The following is a 17556-nucleotide window of genomic DNA, read 5'->3' as shown; positions in this document are numbered from 1 at the left end:
ACGTTTTTGTTGTTATTCTATTTTTTATTGGGAATTTTAAATTTAATTTTAGAAATAATTAACAAATGAACCAACTAATATGAACTTAAAAGTAAAATTGAGTTTTTGGCAGATTATCAATATGAATGTTGGTTTTTTTGGAATTCAGTATAGTTTTGGTTTACAACAAAGCGCTGTAAATCCTATTTATGATTTTTTACATGCCAGTCCAGATCAAATTCCAATTTTAAATTTGGCAGGGCCGTTAACAGGTTTAATAATTCAACCTATAGTAGGTGCTATGAGTGATAAAACATGGCATCCGCGATGGGGAAGACGCAAGCCATTCTTTTTTATTGGTGCAATAATTTGTAGTATAGCATTATTTATATTTCCCTTTAGTAGCTCATTGTGGATGGCAGCAGGTTTACTGTGGATTTTAGATGTAGGTAATAATACGGCCATGGAACCGTACCGCGCATTTATAGCAGATACATTAGACGAGGAACAGCAGCCTATGGGTTTTCAGGCTCAAAGTTTTTTTACAGGATTTGGACAATTTTTAGCTTATATTTCTTTATTTCTGTTTCCCATTGTATTTGTTGGATATACTGGTTCGTTACCCACTTGGATCTACGCTTCCTTTTTTCTAGGAGGAATTCTTTCAGTTACTTCAATATGGTGGAGTATGAGAAAAATAAAAGAAATTCCCCCAACTGCGGCAGAATTAGCACTCTTAAAAGCAGAACCTTTAAATGTTTTTTCGCCATTTATCGATATTTATAAAGCGGTATTAGATATGCCAAAAGTTATGTGGCAACTTTTTTTAGTGTATTTGTTCCAATGGTATGCAATGATGTGCTACTGGCAAAATAATTCAAAAAGTATTGCATTATCCGTTTGGGACGTGACGCCAAAAAATGCTGTGGGGTATGAAAAGGCGGTAGAATGGAATGGATTAATTGGCGCGTTTGGTTTTATAGTAACTTTTTCTATTGCTTTTTATTTAGCAAAATTGGCTAAAAAATTTGGAGCAAAATTGGTACATTTTGTCTGTCTTTTGCTTGGTGCCACTTCCTTTTTATTTTTCCCAACTGTCCAGAATCAATATTTATTTTTTGCAGTGATAATAGGATACGGCATTGCTTGGGCTAGTATGATGGGAATTCCATACTTAATGGTAGTTGCAGTCATTTCAAAAGAAAGATACGGCGTATATATGGGAATTATAAACATGATGATTGTAATTCCTATGATCATTCAAAATCTCTCATTTGGATATATTTTGAGAAATTTTTTAGACAATGATCCACGTCAAGCGATAACTTTTGCAGGCGTATTACTATTGATTGGTGCTTTTTGCACGCTTTTAATTCACGCTAAAAACGTATCAAGAACAGCATGAAAGACGATATAAATTATAGAAAAGCAATAGAATTATTGCAAAAAGTGTCATCTCCTGAAGGTTTTTTGGCTAGTGCAAATAATATTTCAAATTACAAACGAGTTTGGGCTCGTGATGGAGTAATTTGCGGATTAGCTGCTTTAGCTTCAGGAGATAAGCAACTGATAGAAACATTTCGAGTAACATTAAAAACATTAGCTGACAACCAACATATAAATGGAACTATTCCATCTAATGTAATGACAAATGGTAAAGAAGTTGAGGTGAGTTATGGAGGTTTAGCGGGCAGAGTTGATGCTGTAACTTGGTTTATTGTTGGAGTTTGTCAATATGCTTATTACACTAATGATTTGGCGTTTGTGGCAAAATATAACGTTCATATTGAAAAATGTTTTGCATTACTCGAAGCATGGGAATTTAATAATAAGGGATTGCTCTATGTGCCACTTTCAGGAAATTGGGCCGATGAATATATTACAGATGGCTATGTTCTTTACGACCAATTGCTACGAGTTTGGGCACTTAAAAGTTATAATTATTTTTTAGAGGACAAATCTATAGCGACTAAAATTGAAACGATTATAGAACAAATAGAAATCAATTTTACGTCAGATGCTGGCGGAGATAAATACCACCAAAGGGCGTACAATGAAATAGAGATTCGAGATTTTATGCCGTGTTCCTTTTCTCCGGCAGGATACAAAATACAGTTTGATGCATTTGCTAATTCATTGTCACTGTTTTTAAACATCGGATCTGATGATTTTCAAGATGAAATTGTAAAGTATTCGCTAAATCTCAAAAACGAAATGAAATTGAAGCTCTTGCCTGCTTTTTGGCCTCCAATTTTTGAAACTGATTTAGATTGGAATCTACTCAAAAATAATTGTAAATATGAGTTTAGGAATTTTCCTTTCGAATTTCATAACGGCGGTAGTTGGTCAATGGTTAACGGATTTTACGGTTTGGCACTTCTCTCAAAAGGAAAAATTACAGAAGCTTCAGAAATACTTGATGCTTTAAATTTCGTAAATGCCGTTGCCGATTTTAGTTTCTATGAAAACTTTAATAGCAATACTACAGAGCCTAATGGTGTTGCTTTTTGTGCTTGGAGTGCTGCCGCAGCTGTTCTATTACACCAGAGCTTATATAATAATTTTAAATTTTTAGTTTAATTGGAAAAGACAATAGATATAGTTTGTGTAGGCGAAGTATTGATTGATTTTATTGGTCATGAAATGAATGCATCTATAGATAAAACAAAGGATTACCATAGATTATTAGGTGGTTCACCAACAAATGTTGCGGTAAATGCCGCACGTTTGGGTTTAAAATCAGTTTTAGTGGCGACTTGTGGCAATGATGGCTTGGGCGAATACATTATTAGGAAATTGAAGTCCAATAAAGTAGATACTTCACACATTAGAAAATCAGAGAATCACCCGACTTCTGTAATATTTGTTTCAAAATCTACCAGTACGCCAGATTTTATTCCTTATCGAGAGGCAGATTGTCAAATCCAGCCACATCAAATCACTGAGGATTTATTGAAAAGTGCTAAAATATTTCACACTACTTGTTTCGCTTTAAGCAAAAACCCAGCGCGAAGTACAATAATAGAAAGCGCTAGACAAGCAAAGGCATTAGGATTGCAAACCAGTATTGACGTTAATTTTTCAGAAAAAATTTGGCCAGATCGAGATGAAGCAAAACAATTTTTACAAAATTATTTAGCCACTAATCCATTAGTTAAAATTAGTGAAGATGATTGTTTTCGTTTATTTACTGAGGTCAAAACTGATGATTTTATTTTTAAATATTTCCATGATATGGGTGCGATAACTATTTGCTTGACAAAAGGGAAAGATGGTGTTGTATTGTCTAATGTTGAAAGTGGCATTTACAATCAAAAAGCGTTGCCAGTTGCTGTTATTAAAGATACCACAGGCGCGGGAGATGCTTTCTGGACTGGATTTTTATATGCGCATTTATCTAAAAAATCATTTGAAGAAACAGTTACAATCGCGCAAAAATTGGCAGTGCTTAAACTTCAGTATGTAGGTAGATTGCCAGATGACATCGATATTGAAAAATATTTAAAGACAAATTTAAACTAAACTATGAAAAAAAGCACAGTTAAACTCGCAATGTATCTCAATTACTTTGTGTTTGCAATTCTTTTAAATAGTGTGGGGATTGTAATTTTAAAAGCACAAAAAAATTATGGTGTAGATGAATTGCAAGCAAGTGTTTTAGAGGCTTACAAGGATTTACCGATCGCTATCGTTTCTTTTTTAATAGCTTCATTTTTACCGAGAATAGGTTACAAGAAAGCAATGCTTATTGGTTTAGCGTTAGTTTCGATAGCTTGTATCACTATGTATTTTGGAAATTCTTTTGATACGGCAAAAATACTTTTTGCCACCGTTGGCGTTTCTTTTGCTTTAATAAAAGTTTCCGTTTATTCTCTTATTGGAACAATAACTAAAAATCAACAAGAGCATAATAGTTTAATGAGTAGCATTGAGGGCGTGTTTATGATAGGAATTGCGTTAGCCTATTTTTTGTTTCCGGCGTTTAATTCTGCTGGAAATCCTGATGCATGGTTGAATGTTTATTGGCTTTTAGCTGCAATTTCATTACTGTCTTTTGGCTTTTTATTTTTTACTAAATTCGAAAATCAAACGGAAATACCTGGTGTTGATTTAGCAGATGATTTTAAGCAAATGTTTAAGTTATTTGCAAAATTATTAACCATAGTTTTTGTTATCAGTGCGTTTTTGTTTGTAATGATTGAGCAAGGAATCATGTCGTGGCTGCCTACTTTTAATAGCAAAGTTTTACATCTACCTGAGAACATAAGCATAATGATGGCAAGTATACTAGCAATTTCTCTAGCTGTAGGAAGGCTTTTAGCTGGTGTTATTACAAAGCGAGTAAGTTGGATTTGGGTTTTAAGTGTTTGTATTATAGTAGCCATGTTGATTGTGATATTTGTTCTTCCTAAAACGGTTGGTTTAGAAGTTAAAGACATCAATTCTCTTGATGATATCCCGCTTATAGGATTTGCATTTCCTTTAGTTGGACTTTTCATAGCTCCAATATATCCTTTACTAAATTCAGTTGTATTGAGTGCTTTACCTCAAAAATTACACAGCGCTATGACGGGATTAATTGTTGTGTTTTCTGCGCTAGGTGGGACTTTAGGTTCCAGAGTGATTGGATATTTATTTAAAAACGAAGGTCCTGAAAATGCATTTTATTACACATTGATTCCTATGTCGTTGTTGCTGATTTCTTTCTTTATTTTGAAAAAATTAACTGCATCAGCTGTGGTAAAATTAGAAGTCAAAAATGATAATGCTTAGTTTAACTAAAAAAGAATTAAAATGAAATTTCTAATTAATATTGAAGAAGTTTTTGAAAGACTACTTTCTCAAGAAGATACAGATCAAGATAAAAAAATCACAAAAGACGACACTGGTCCAAAGCATTTTATGCTTGTTGATGAAAATACTAAAGCAACAATAGAAATTATTGGTACGTATCAATTATCTAATTTACTGCAAGAATTAGCATTACTCAGGGAAAGTAATTTGGTCTCAGGCGAAGTTGATTTAGCTCGAATTAAAGAAAATCCCGTAGATCGCATTTCAAGGAAAATTAAAGATGATTACTGGGACGAGCTTACTAGAACGATCGATAAAAAGGGATTACTGCAAATTATTGAAGATGAAAAAACTTCAAGTGAAGTGGCTACACTTTATGTCTCTGCAAAGGATCAGCAAGGAGTTGCCTATTTTAAGGCACTAGAAAAGGAGTTGCCAAACTTTAAAGTAGAGATTCTTCCAGAGAATTATTCTATGGAGTATATTGAAACTTTAAATGATAAACCGGGGATTTTGGCTTTGGCTTTAGAACAAAAGGGATATAGTTTACAAGGCATTCCTTTCATAGTTCCTGGCGGAAGGTTTAATGAAATGTATGGTTGGGATAGTTATTTTATTGGTTTAGGACTTTTAATTGATAACAAAATAGAAAAAGCAATTGCAATAGCTGAAAATTTTAAGTATCAAATTATTTATTACGGAAAAATTCTGAATGCAAATAGAAGCTATTATTTAACTAGAACGCAACCGCCGCTCTATTCATCATTAATAATTGAAATTTTAAAAAAGGGAATTCCAAGCTTAGACTGGTTACAAAGTCATCTTGAAACTATAATTCTGGAATACAACACCGTTTGGATGGTTCAAGGAAATAGATTGACATCAACGGGATTAAACAGGTATAAAGCGGATGGAATTGGAATGCCGTTTGAAGTAGAGGCTGGACATTTTGATGACGTATTGGAACCTTATGCTCAAAAATATAAATTACCTATTAGAGAATTTGAAAAGCAGTATTTACAGCGAACTATTGTTGATGCGGATCTCGATGAATATTTTGTTCACGATAGAAGCATGCGCGAAAGTGGACATGACACAACTAACCGATTGATAAACACCTGTGCCAATTTAAATTCAGTTGATATAAATAGTTTTTTATATAAATATGAAAAAGACATCGCTTATTTAATTGAAACCTATTTTGAGAATTCTTTTACAATTGACAATGTTGTTTACAGTGCGGGAGATTGGAAACAAAAAGCGATTTACCGCAAGAATAAAATAAATGAATTGTGCTGGAATGAGCAAGCGGGAATGTATTTTGATTATGATTTTATAAATAAAAAGCAATTTCCGTTTGAAGCTGCAGCAACATTCTTCCCTCTTTGGGCTGGATTATGTGACGAAAGTCAAGCCAAAAAATTAGTTGAAGTAGCGCTACCTCAATTTATAAAAACGGGAGGTATAACAGGTAGCACAAAATCTAGCGAATTAGAATCCTCATTGCACACAACGCAACGGCAGTGGGATTATCCGTTTGGTTGGGCACCGCATCAAATTTTGTTATGGGAAGGTTTGTTACAATATAATTTTATAGACAAGGCTCAAGAGATGGTGTACCGCTGGTTGTGGTTAATAACTCGCAATGTTGTAGATTATAATGGAACAATACCAGAAAAATTTGATCTTGAAATAAGCTCGCATAAAGTCTTTGCGGAGTATGGTAATGTAGGCACTGAGTTTGACTATATCGCTAAAGAAGGTTTTGGTTGGGTCAATGCTTCGTATCAACGTGGGCTACAAATTTTAAACGAAGATTTAAAAAATAAATTAGTTGAATTAATTTCGCCAGATGCTCTCTTTTAGTGATGTAAAACATTTTTTGTTTTTGAATGTATATTTTTTCTAACTTTATCATTCACTAAATGAATCAATTATGACTGTAAATCAAATTTTAAGCAGCAAGGGAAAAGAAGTTTACTCTATACTTTCAACCCATACCGTATATGAAGCTTTATCTGTAATGAGTGAAAAAAATATAGGAGCCATCCTTATTATAGAAGATACAGTTTTAAAAGGCGTTTTATCTGAAAGAGATTATGCTAGAAAAGTTGTCTTAAAATCTAAATCGTCTAAAAAGACTTTTGTTCATGAAATTATGGAAACTGATGTAGTGACAGTTGCTCCGTCAGATAATTTGGAGTTTTGTATGGAATTAATGAGCACAAAAAGAGTGCGTCATTTACCTGTTTTAGAAAATCATATCGTAATAGGAATTATCTCTATCAGCGATGTTGTAAAAGCGATAATAGCGATCCAAAAAAATACTATAGAACATTTGAACTCTTACATAAGCCAATAAAGAGAAATGATTTTAAATCGAAAATAGCCGCTTTTTTAGCGGCTATTTGCACTTGTAGTTATTGATAAATCATTGATTTATTAAAAAGAATAGATTTAAAGTTACCTAATTAAGCTAAGTCTTCTATCTTTGTCAACTAGAAAAAAATCTATTATAAATGAACAAAGATAGTAAAAGAAGAGAAGCATTATTATACCATGCGAAGCCCACTCCTGGTAAAATTCAAGTAGTTCCTACTAAGAAATATGCAACACAAAGAGATTTATCATTAGCGTATTCTCCTGGAGTAGCAGAACCATGTTTAGAAATTGTAAAAGACGTTAATAACGTATATAAATATACTGCTAAGGGAAATCTAGTTGCAGTAATTACTAATGGAACTGCAGTTTTAGGCTTAGGTGATATTGGTCCTGAAGCCTCTAAACCCGTAATGGAAGGCAAAGGATTATTATTTAAAATATTTGCAGATATTGATGTTTTTGATATTGAAATAGGTACAAAAGATATTGAGGAATTTATTCAAACGGTAAAGAATATTTCGCCTACTTTTGGTGGAATCAATCTTGAGGATATCAAAGCACCAGAATCCTTTGAAATAGAAAGACGATTAGTAGAGGAATTGAACATTCCCGTAATGCACGATGATCAACATGGCACTGCTATTATCTCATCTGCAGCATTGCTAAATGCGTTAGAACTGGCCGATAAAAAAGCGGAAGATGTTAAATTAGTGGTTTCAGGAGCTGGTTCTGCGGCGCTCGCTTGCGCTGATTTATATATATTGCTAGGGGTGAGAATGGAAAACATTTTTATGTTTAACAGTAAAGGTCTGCTTACAAAGGACAATCCTAAATTGTCTGAAATGCAGTTAAAGTATGCAAAAGATATTCCTTCTCAAACTCTCGAGCAAGCATTAGTTAACGCTGATGTGTTTTTAGGATTGTCCACAGGCGATATCATGTCTCCACAAATGTTGTTAGGAATGGCAGCTAATCCTATTGTTTTTGCCATGGCAAATCCTGATCCAGAAATCGATTATAATCTTGCGATGGCTACACGCCAAGATGTAATTATGGCCACAGGACGCTCTGATTATCCAAACCAAGTTAATAATGTATTAGGATTTCCATATATTTTTAGAGGTGCGCTTGATGTAAGAGCAACTAAAATTAATGAAGCTATGAAAATGGCGGCTGTTAAAGCATTAGCTTTATTAACTAAAGAATCAGTGCCTGAACAAGTAAATGTTGCTTATGGAGCTACCAAATTAAATTTTGGTAGAGAATATATTATTCCAAAACCTTTTGACCCACGGTTAATTACTATTGTTGCTCCGGCTGTAGCCAAAGCAGCTATGGACTCAGGTGTTGCATTAAATCCCATTACTGATTGGAGTAAATATGAAGCGGAACTTTTAGATCGTTTAGGGAACGATAATAAAATGGTTCGTTTAATTACAAATAGAGCTAAAACAGATCCTAAAAGAATTGTTTTCGCGGAAGCTGATCATTTAGATGTTCTAAAAGCTGCTCAAATTGTGTGGGAAGAAGGGATTGGTTTTCCTATTTTACTTGGTAACAAGGAAATTATTTTAGAACTAAAAGCAGAAATAGGTTTTGACGCTGACGTTGAAATCATCGATCCAAAAACGGATGAAGAAGAGCAAAGACGTAATAAGTTTGCCACAACATATTGGACAAGTAGAAAAAGACGTGGAATTTCTTTTCTAGATGCTCAAAAATTAATGCGTGAGCGAAACTATTTTGCAGCAATGATGGTCAATGAAGGAGAAGCTGATGCACTTGTTACTGGACATTCTAGAAGTTATCCTACCGTTGTGAAACCTATTCTACAACTTATTGATAAAGCACCAGGATCATCAATTGTAGCTACTACTAATATGATGATGACTGCCCGTGGTCCAATGTTTCTATCTGATACAGCTATAAATATCGATCCTTCAGCTGATGATTTAGCTAAAATAGCGATAATGACTGCTAAAACGGTTAAAATGTTTGGAATTGAACCAGTTATTGCAATGATTTCTTTCTCTAATTTTGGGTCGTCCACAAGTCAAAATGCTGGAAAAGTTAGAGATGCAGTCTCTTATTTACATAAAAATCACCCCAATTTAATAATTGATGGTGAAATTCAAGCTGATTTTGCTTTAAATCCAGAGATGTTAAAAGCTAAATTTCCATTTTCTAAATTAGCAGGTAAAAAAGTAAATACATTAATTTTTCCAAATTTAGATTCAGCTAATATTACCTATAAACTTTTAAAAGAATTGAACAAAATAGATTCAATTGGACCAATAATTCTTGGACTAGATAAACCAGTTCATATATTTCAGTTAGGAGCCAGTGTGGAGGAAATGGTAAATATGGCTGCAATTGCCGTTATCGATGCTCAGGAAAAAGAAATGAAAAAAAATAAATTAAATCCAATTCAATAGTCTGTAAAATAGAGGCGTAGTTAAAATTATTGATTTGATTCTAACACGTGTAAATTTTATTATATTTGGTGATATATAAATATTCATGATAGCACATTTACAGGGGAAAGTAGTTGAGAAGTCTGCTACACATATTATCATCGACTGCGGCGGTGTTGGTTACCATATCAATATTTCATTGCATACGTATTCTTTATTACCCACTACAGATTTTATCAAAGTGTATACGCATCTTCAAATAAAAGAAGATGCGCATACACTTTTTGGTTTTATGGAAAAATCAGAGCGAGAAATCTTTAGATTGTTACTTTCCGTTTCTGGTATTGGAGCAAGTATTGCACGCACAATGCTGTCTTCGCTAGACCCTAAGCAAATTACTAATGCAATCGCATCAGCTGATGTTGTTACAATCCAATCTATAAAAGGTATTGGGAGTAAAACAGCTCAACGAGTAATATTAGATCTAAAAGAAAAGGTATTGAAACTTTATGATCTAGATGAGGTTTCAATGTCCCGAAACAATACAAATAGAGATGAAGCGTTATCAGCTTTGGAAGTTTTAGGATTTGTACGCAAAGCCTCTGAAAAAGTTATAGAGAAAATCGTAAAAGATGATCCCGAAGCATCTGTAGAGTCAATAATAAAAAAAGCACTAAAAAGCCTTTAAAAAGGTATATAAGAAACATGAGTTCTATGTATAAAATTTGTATTTTTTTAGCTGTCCTACTTTATAGTTTTTTATCATTTGGGCAGGTAGATCAAGTTGCTCAAGATACAATTCAAAAGGGTTTTGCAGTAGGTAAACTCCAATTAAAGAATCCGCCAAGTATTCTCTCTGCTTATACATACGATCCTATAACTAATCGTTATATCTACACTAATTCCGTGGATGGATTTTCAATAAATTATCCCATTATTTTAACACCCAAAGAATATGAACGACTGGTTTTAAAAGAATCAATGCGCGATTATTTTAAGAAAAAAGTCGATGCTTTAGATGGACTTAAGGAAGGAAGTGAACTAGCAAAAAAAGATTTGTTACCACGATATTACATAAAATCAGGACTTTTCGAATCCATTTTTGGAAGTAATACCATCGATGTAAAACCAACTGGATCTGTTGAATTAGATTTAGGTATGCGATACACTAAACAAGACAACCCCTCTTTTTCACCTCGAAATCGCTCTAATATTTCATTTGATTTTGATCAAAGAATTAGTATGAGCTTGATGGGTAAAGTAGGTACACGACTTAACGTTAATGCAAATTATGATACCCAGTCTACATTTGCTTTTCAAAATTTAATAAAACTCGATTATACGCCGTCTGATGATGATATCATTCAAAAAATTGAAGTGGGTAATGTTAGTATGCCACTAAACAGTTCATTAATTAGAGGAGCTCAAAGTTTATTTGGTGTAAAAACGAAGCTACAATTTGGTAAAACGACCATTACTGGCGTATTCTCTGAGCAAAAATCACAAACTAAAAGCGTCATTGCACAAGGTGGCGGAACTATCGAAAATTTTGAAATGTTCGCTTTAGATTATGATAGCGATAGGCATTTCTTCTTATCACAGTATTTTAGAAATAAATATGATAAATCATTAGCAAACTATCCCTTTATTGATAGTCGTGTTCAAATATCACGAATTGAAATTTGGGTAACTAATAAACAAAATAGAATAACTACTACTAATAATAACTTAAGAAACATTATTGCGCTTCAAGATTTAGGTGAAGCACAACTTTCTGGTATTGTTGACAATGAAATTGTAGTCTTAGATCCATCAACTGGTATTTTTAATAATCCATTAGACTCTCCCGCGGATAACTCAAATAATGATTTTGATCCAGCACAAATAGATAAAGGTACAGGATTGCTAAATCCTAATATTCGTGAAATTGTAACGGCTAATTCAGGTTTTAATTTTACAGTAATCGAAGGTCAGGATTATTCTAAATTAGAAAATGCGCGGAAACTTAATCCAAATGAATATACGTTTAATGCGCAGTTAGGATATATCTCTTTACAACAAAGATTAGCTAATGATGAAGTGCTGGCAGTTGCCTACCAATACACGATAGGTGATAAAGTGTATCAAGTAGGTGAGTTTGGAAATGATGGTGTAGATGCAACAATTGTAACTGGAAATTCACCTGCAACTACCGCAATTATTTCGCAAAGTTTAATTTTGAAAATGTTAAAAAGTAATTTGACAAATGTCAAAAATCCAGTGTGGAATTTGATGATGAAAAACATTTATCAAATTCAGGGTGGATACCAATTGCAGCAGCAGGATTTTAGATTTAATATTCTTTATACAGATCCTTCACCGCTAAATTATATTACAGAAGCTAAAGATGTTGCAGGAAATCCTGTGCCATTTCCGGGACCTGACCCATCAAAAACGCCTAAAGAAAATGCCGAAAATAAGGTTGCTGAAACTCCTTTATTGAAAGTATTTAATTTAGATAGATTGAATTATAATAATGATCCTCAAGATGGAGGAGATGGATTTTTTGACTTTCTACCAGGACTAACAATTGATGCCCAAAACGGAAGAATCGTTTTTACAACTAAGGAACCTTTTGGTGAACATTTATTTTCGAAATTATCCAATAAGGGATCAGGTGAAGATTATCGTACTGCAAACACATATAACGAAAATCAGAAAAAATATGTATTTCGTAGTATGTATAGCAACACTCAAGCTGGGGCATTACAAAATAGTGAAAAAAATAAATTTTTATTAAGAGGTAAATATAAATCTAGTGGTGGAGATGGAATACCTATTGGTGCTTTTAATGTGCCACAAGGATCAGTTGTAGTAACAGCAGCTGGAAGACTATTAGTAGAAGGATTAGATTATAGTGTAAATTATCAATTAGGGCGTGTCCAAATTTTAGATCCCTCGCTTCAAGCGTCAAATACACCTATTGAAGTTTCATTAGAAAACAATTCAATTTTTGGTCAACAAACCAGAAGATTTATGGGTTTGAATATTGAAACTAAAATTTCAGAGAATTTTGTTGTAGGTGGTACATTTTTAAAAATGACAGAAAGACCGTTTACGCAAAAATCAAGTTTTGGACAAGAATCTGTTAATAATACTATTTTTGGATTCAATACTAATTTTGCTAAAGAAATACCTTTTCTAACCCGATTAGTTAATAAATTACCAAATATTGATACGGATGTCCCATCTAATCTTTCTGTGCGTGGCGAGATTGCTTTCTTAAAACCAGACACTCCAAAAGCAGATCAATTTCAAGGGGAATCCACTATTTATGTTGACGATTTTGAAGGTTCACAATCTACTATAGACATGCGCTCTTCCTACTCGTGGAGTTTAGCATCAACGCCAGCGAGAACTATTTCTAGCACTTACAACTTCAATGCATCCGCTAATGACTTAAGCTATGGTTTCAAGAGAGCCAAGTTATCTTGGTATTCAATAGATCCTATTTTTTATATTCAAAAACCTGCTGGAATTTCTGATGAAGATGTATCATCTAATAAAACGAGAAGAATATTTAGTAAAGAATTGTATCCTAATACTGATATTGTACAAGGACAAACACAGGTTGTAAATACATTGGATTTGACATATTACCCGTCAGAAAGAGGTGCGTATAATAATAATCCAAATGTAAATATAAATCCAAATGAAAATTTTGGAGGAATTATGCGTTCTTTAAATGCTACAAATTTTGAGCAAGGAAATGTCGAGTATATTCAATTTTGGGTTTTAGATCCGTATGTGGGAAATGGTCAGTCTGCAAAAGCTAATACAGGTAAAATCTATTTTAATCTAGGTGAAATTTCAGAGGATGTTTTAAAGGATGGGCGTAAGCAATATGAAAATGGCCTTGGTCCGGACCAAATTTTAACGAATCCAAGACCGTTATGGGGTGATGTTCCTGCATCGCAATCGCTAATTTATGCTTTTGATAATAATGCAAATAATAGAGCTAATCAGGATATAGGTTTAGATGGATTATCAAACGATAATGAAGGTTCTGTTTACACTAATTATGCCTCAGAACCTGATCCTGCTGCTGATGATTACAGATTTTATTTAAATGCGAATGGCGGAATTTTAGATCGATATAAACAATATAATGGTACTGACGGAAATTCAGCAGTAAGTATCACAGATCCTAATCGAGGGTCAACAACTTTGCCTGATGTTGAAGATATAAATAGGGATAATACAATGAACACCATCAATGCTTATTATGAATATAGTATTGACATTAAGCCAAATATGAATATTGGACAAAATTATATTACTGACGTTCGAAATACCCAAGTTACTTTACCAAATGGGTCCAGCACAGAGGCTCGCTGGATTCAATTTAAAATCCCAGTTTCTCAACCTGAAAATACAATAGGGAATATTACTGATTTTAAGTCGATACGTTTTATGAGACTGTTCATGACAGGTTTTAACTCGGAAGTTACAGTTCGTTTTGGGGCTTTAGATTTAGTTCGTGGCGAATGGAGAAGATATCTTAACACACTCGATTTTAGTGATACTAATGTAGATGATGACAAAACTAGTTTAGATGTTTTAGCTGTGAACATTCAGGAAAATAATGAAAGATGTCCCATAAATTATGTGACCCCACCAGGAGTGGAACGTGAACAATTATTTAATAGTAACACAATTATAAATCAAAATGAACAATCGCTTGCTTTAAGAATATCTGGAGATAACGGTTTAGAATCTCAAGATTCTAGAGCTGTTTTTAAAAATGTTAGTATTGATATGCGTCAATTCAAGAAACTGAAAATGTTTTTGCATGCTGAATCTTTACCTGGTGAAATAGCTCTTAGTGATGATCAAATGGTGGGATTTATACGTTTTGGAAATGATTTTACACAAAATTTCTATCAAATAGAAATACCTCTGAAAGTTACCGTAGCTTCATCTGGTCCTAATTCTGATTGTAGTCCTTTAAGCGCAGAGGCGGTATGGCCAAAAGAAAATGAAATTGATCTATCACTTGCATTATTGACCAAACTTAAAATATTAGCGATGAGTATTGATCCTACGAAGTTGCCTCCTGATGGTATTTATTATCCTGATCTGGACCCTGATAAACCAGAAGGTGATGGTAGTAATACGTTGAAACTAGGAATTAAAGGAAATCCTAATTTTGGCTTAGTGCGTACGCTGATGGTAGGAGTTAAAAATAGTGATATTCGTAATGATATTAAGGGAGAAGTTTGGTTTAATGAGTTGCGTTTAGCTGATATGGATAATCAAGGTGGAACAGCAGCAGTGCTAAATGTGGATACAAACTTAGCTGATTTAGCCACTATTTCTGCTTCTGGTAGAAAGAGCACTATAGGTTTTGGCGCATTAGAGCAAGGTCCTAATGAGAGAAATCGCGAGGATACACAACAGTATAACATTGTAACTAACATAAATTTAGGGAAATTACTACCTCAAAAATGGGGAGTAAATTTACCTTTCAATTATGGAATAGGCGAAGAAACAATTACGCCAGAGTACGATCCTTTTAATCAAGATATTAAATTAAAACAATTACTTGAAAACACAACTGATCAGGCTAAAAGAGACAATATCACAAATAGAGCGATTGATTACACAAAACGTACCAGTATTAATTTTATTGGGGTCAGAAAAGAACGTCAACCAGAACAAAAGCAACATGTTTATGATCCTGAGAATTTTACTTTTTCACAATCATATAACGAAGTGCAACGACATGACTTTGAAATCGAAGATTACATTGACCAGCAAGCAAATTCATCTGTAGATTATAATTATACTTTTCAATCTAAACTTGTTGAGCCTTTTAAGAAAAGTAAATTGATGAAAAAAAGTAATTACTGGAAGTTATTAAGTGATTTCAATTTTAATTATTTGCCTTCAAATATTAGTTTTAATACTTCGATTATTAGGCAGTATAACCGTCAGCAATTTAGACAAGTTGAAGTACAAGGAATAGGTCTAGATCCTTTATATCGTAGAAATTTTGCTTTTAATTATCAATATGGTTTCAACTATAATTTGACAAAGTCACTAAAATTAAATTATACAGCATCATCAAATAATATTATCAAAGATTATCTTAATGAGGATGACGAACCTATCGATAGTTTCACCATTTGGGATAATTATTGGGATATTGGAGATGCAAATCAGCACATGCAGCAACTAGTAGTAAATTATGAGATACCTATTAATAAAATACCACTATTTAATTTTATAAAAGCTAATTATTCTTACACGGGTGATTATAGTTGGCAACGCACATCAAATGCTTTGTCGCAAATACAAATCGATGGAACTGATTATAATTTAGGAAATACTATTCAAAATGCAAGTTCAAATAATTTGACAGCCACTTTAAATATGGAAATGTTATATAAGTATCTTGGTTTATCCAAAAATAGTACTAAAGCACTTCCAAGAGCAAGAGTTATAGCGCCAAAACCTGGTGAAAAAATTGTAAATAATAATCCTATTCGAATTCAAAAAGATAATCCATTCAAAGATGGATTAATTGGAATTCTTACAAGCATTAAAAATGTTCAAATTAATTACACATATAATAGTGGTACAGTTTTACCAGGGTATACACCTAGCATTGGGTTCTTAGGATCATCTAGACCTTCGTTAGGATTTGTTTTTGGTAGTCAAGATGATGTTCGCTTTGAAGCAGCAAAAAATGGTTGGTTGACAGATTATCCTGATTTTAATCAAAATTTCAGTCAGGTTAGTAATAGATTATTTAAGGCTACTGCAAATATTGATTTATTACCAGACTTAAAAATTGATTTAACACTTGATAGAGCGCTATCTGAGAATTTTTCTGAACAATATGATGTTACTAACGGATTATATAATTCACGATCTCCCTACAATACTGGAATTTTCTCGATTTCTACTGTGTTAATAAGAACTTCATTTTCTAAAAGCGATGAAAATGGATCAGCTGCTTTTGATGATTTTAGAACAAACCGTCTTACCGTGGCTAATAGATTAGCTATAGAAAGGGGAATTGATATTAATAATCCTATCAATAAAGATGCGGAAGGATTTCCGTTAGGTTATGGCAAAAACAACCAAGCCGTTTTACTACCAGCGTTTTTAGCAGCGTATTCAGGAGGAGATGCAGCAGCTGTATCTTTAGGAATTTTTAGAAATTTCCCCATTCCAAACTGGGCAGTAAAATACAATGGATTAATGCGCTATGGTGTTTTCAAACAAAATTTTAAGCGATTTTCGTTACAACACAATTATAGGGCTTCTTATACGATAAATGCGTTTCGATCTAATTTTAAATATGATAATGCACCAAACGGATTTGATGCAAGTGACAATTATAACAATGAAACAATAATGTCTAACATCAATTTAGTCGAGCAATTTAGTCCGCTGATTCGAATGGATTTTGAATTAAAAAGTTCATTAAAAGTGCTGACCGAAATTAAAAAAGACAGAGCCTTATCCATGAGCTTTGATAATAATTTATTAACAGAAGTAAAAGGTGTTGAATATATAGTAGGTTTAGGATACCGATTGAAAGATATAATATTTTCATCTCGATTAGCTGATAGTCCTACAGGAATTATAAAAAGTGATATTAATATAGCAGCTGATTTAGGGTATAGAAACAATCAAACTGTGGTTCGATATTTAGATTATGATAACAATCAATTAGCTGGTGGACAAAATATTTGGTCATTAAAATTGAAAGCTGATTACGCGTTTAGCAAAAATCTGACGGCAATATTTTATTATGATCATTCATTTTCCAAAGCAGTTATTTCAACTTCTTTTCCATTAACCAACATACGTTCTGGATTTACAGTACGTTACAATTTTGGGAATTAATTTTTATAATTCCAGACTGATTTGAAGAGAAGATTGTTACATTTGTAACACAAAATTTCGATAAATAATCAATTAATAATAATCAATT

The 17556-nt window shown here is 33.1% G+C and carries 9 protein-coding genes; all 9 read left to right on the top strand.

What is annotated here, in order from left to right; all coding sequences use genetic code 11:
- Window positions 1-79: 79 nt before the first annotated feature.
- The 9 genes from RCH18_RS00145 to sov all read left to right on the top strand — a co-directional run bounded on the left by RCH18_RS00145 (window position 80) and on the right by sov (window position 17468).
- Window positions 80-1384 (top strand): MFS transporter, encoded by a 1305-nt coding sequence (locus RCH18_RS00145; protein ID WP_326934729.1) that lies wholly within the window; start codon window positions 80-82, stop codon window positions 1382-1384.
- On the top strand, window positions 1381-2559 hold the full coding sequence (locus RCH18_RS00140; protein ID WP_326934728.1) for a fructofuranosidase/invertase: 1179 nt from the start codon (window positions 1381-1383) through the stop codon (window positions 2557-2559). The genes RCH18_RS00145 and RCH18_RS00140 overlap by 4 nt, the downstream gene beginning before the upstream one ends.
- Window positions 2560-3501 carry a carbohydrate kinase family protein gene (locus RCH18_RS00135; RefSeq protein WP_326934727.1) on the top strand — a complete coding sequence of 314 codons (942 nt, stop codon included), beginning with the start codon at window positions 2560-2562 and terminating at the stop codon, window positions 3499-3501.
- Between the two features lie 3 nt (window positions 3502-3504).
- Window positions 3505-4752 (top strand): MFS transporter, encoded by a 1248-nt coding sequence (locus RCH18_RS00130; protein WP_326934726.1) that lies wholly within the window; start codon window positions 3505-3507, stop codon window positions 4750-4752.
- Between the two features lie 21 nt (window positions 4753-4773).
- Window positions 4774-6639, top strand: a complete 1866-nt coding sequence (locus tag RCH18_RS00125; protein WP_326934725.1) for a trehalase family glycosidase — start codon at window positions 4774-4776, stop codon at window positions 6637-6639.
- Between the two features lie 70 nt (window positions 6640-6709).
- Window positions 6710-7135, top strand: coding sequence for a CBS domain-containing protein (locus RCH18_RS00120; RefSeq protein ID WP_326934724.1), 426 nt, complete (start codon window positions 6710-6712; stop codon window positions 7133-7135).
- 157 nt (window positions 7136-7292) lie between these two features.
- Window positions 7293-9590: an NADP-dependent malic enzyme gene (locus RCH18_RS00115; protein WP_326934723.1), complete on the top strand. Its 2298-nt coding sequence runs from the start codon at window positions 7293-7295 to the stop codon at window positions 9588-9590.
- Between the two features lie 85 nt (window positions 9591-9675).
- Window positions 9676-10257 carry a Holliday junction branch migration protein RuvA gene (gene ruvA, locus RCH18_RS00110; RefSeq protein ID WP_326934722.1) on the top strand — a complete coding sequence of 194 codons (582 nt, stop codon included), beginning with the start codon at window positions 9676-9678 and terminating at the stop codon, window positions 10255-10257.
- Between the two features lie 26 nt (window positions 10258-10283).
- Entirely contained in the window at window positions 10284-17468 is a 7185-nt protein-coding gene (gene sov / locus RCH18_RS00105) for a T9SS outer membrane translocon Sov/SprA (RefSeq protein ID WP_326934721.1), read from the top strand.
- Window positions 17469-17556 lie beyond the last annotated feature (88 nt).

This window comes from Flavobacterium sp. PL11 (assembly GCF_035985025.1).
In the GTDB taxonomy this organism is placed as follows: domain Bacteria; phylum Bacteroidota; class Bacteroidia; order Flavobacteriales; family Flavobacteriaceae; genus Flavobacterium.
Note: the sequence above shows the minus strand (reverse complement) of the source record. Positions and strands in the feature narration are given on the sequence as shown.

Excerpts from the sequence above, each read along its gene's own strand:
- RCH18_RS00145 (WP_326934729.1), top strand. The coding sequence starts at position 80 with ATGAACTTAAAAGTAAAATTGAGTTTTTGGCAGATTATCAATATGAAT.
- RCH18_RS00140 (WP_326934728.1), top strand. The coding sequence starts at position 1,381 with ATGAAAGACGATATAAATTATAGAAAAGCAATAGAATTATTGCAAAAA.
- RCH18_RS00130 (WP_326934726.1), top strand. The coding sequence starts at position 3,505 with ATGAAAAAAAGCACAGTTAAACTCGCAATGTATCTCAATTACTTTGTG.
- RCH18_RS00125 (WP_326934725.1), top strand. The coding sequence starts at position 4,774 with ATGAAATTTCTAATTAATATTGAAGAAGTTTTTGAAAGACTACTTTCT.
- RCH18_RS00120 (WP_326934724.1), top strand. The coding sequence starts at position 6,710 with ATGACTGTAAATCAAATTTTAAGCAGCAAGGGAAAAGAAGTTTACTCT.
- RCH18_RS00115 (WP_326934723.1), top strand. The coding sequence starts at position 7,293 with ATGAACAAAGATAGTAAAAGAAGAGAAGCATTATTATACCATGCGAAG.
- ruvA (WP_326934722.1), top strand. The coding sequence starts at position 9,676 with ATGATAGCACATTTACAGGGGAAAGTAGTTGAGAAGTCTGCTACACAT.
- sov (WP_326934721.1), top strand. The coding sequence starts at position 10,284 with ATGTATAAAATTTGTATTTTTTTAGCTGTCCTACTTTATAGTTTTTTA.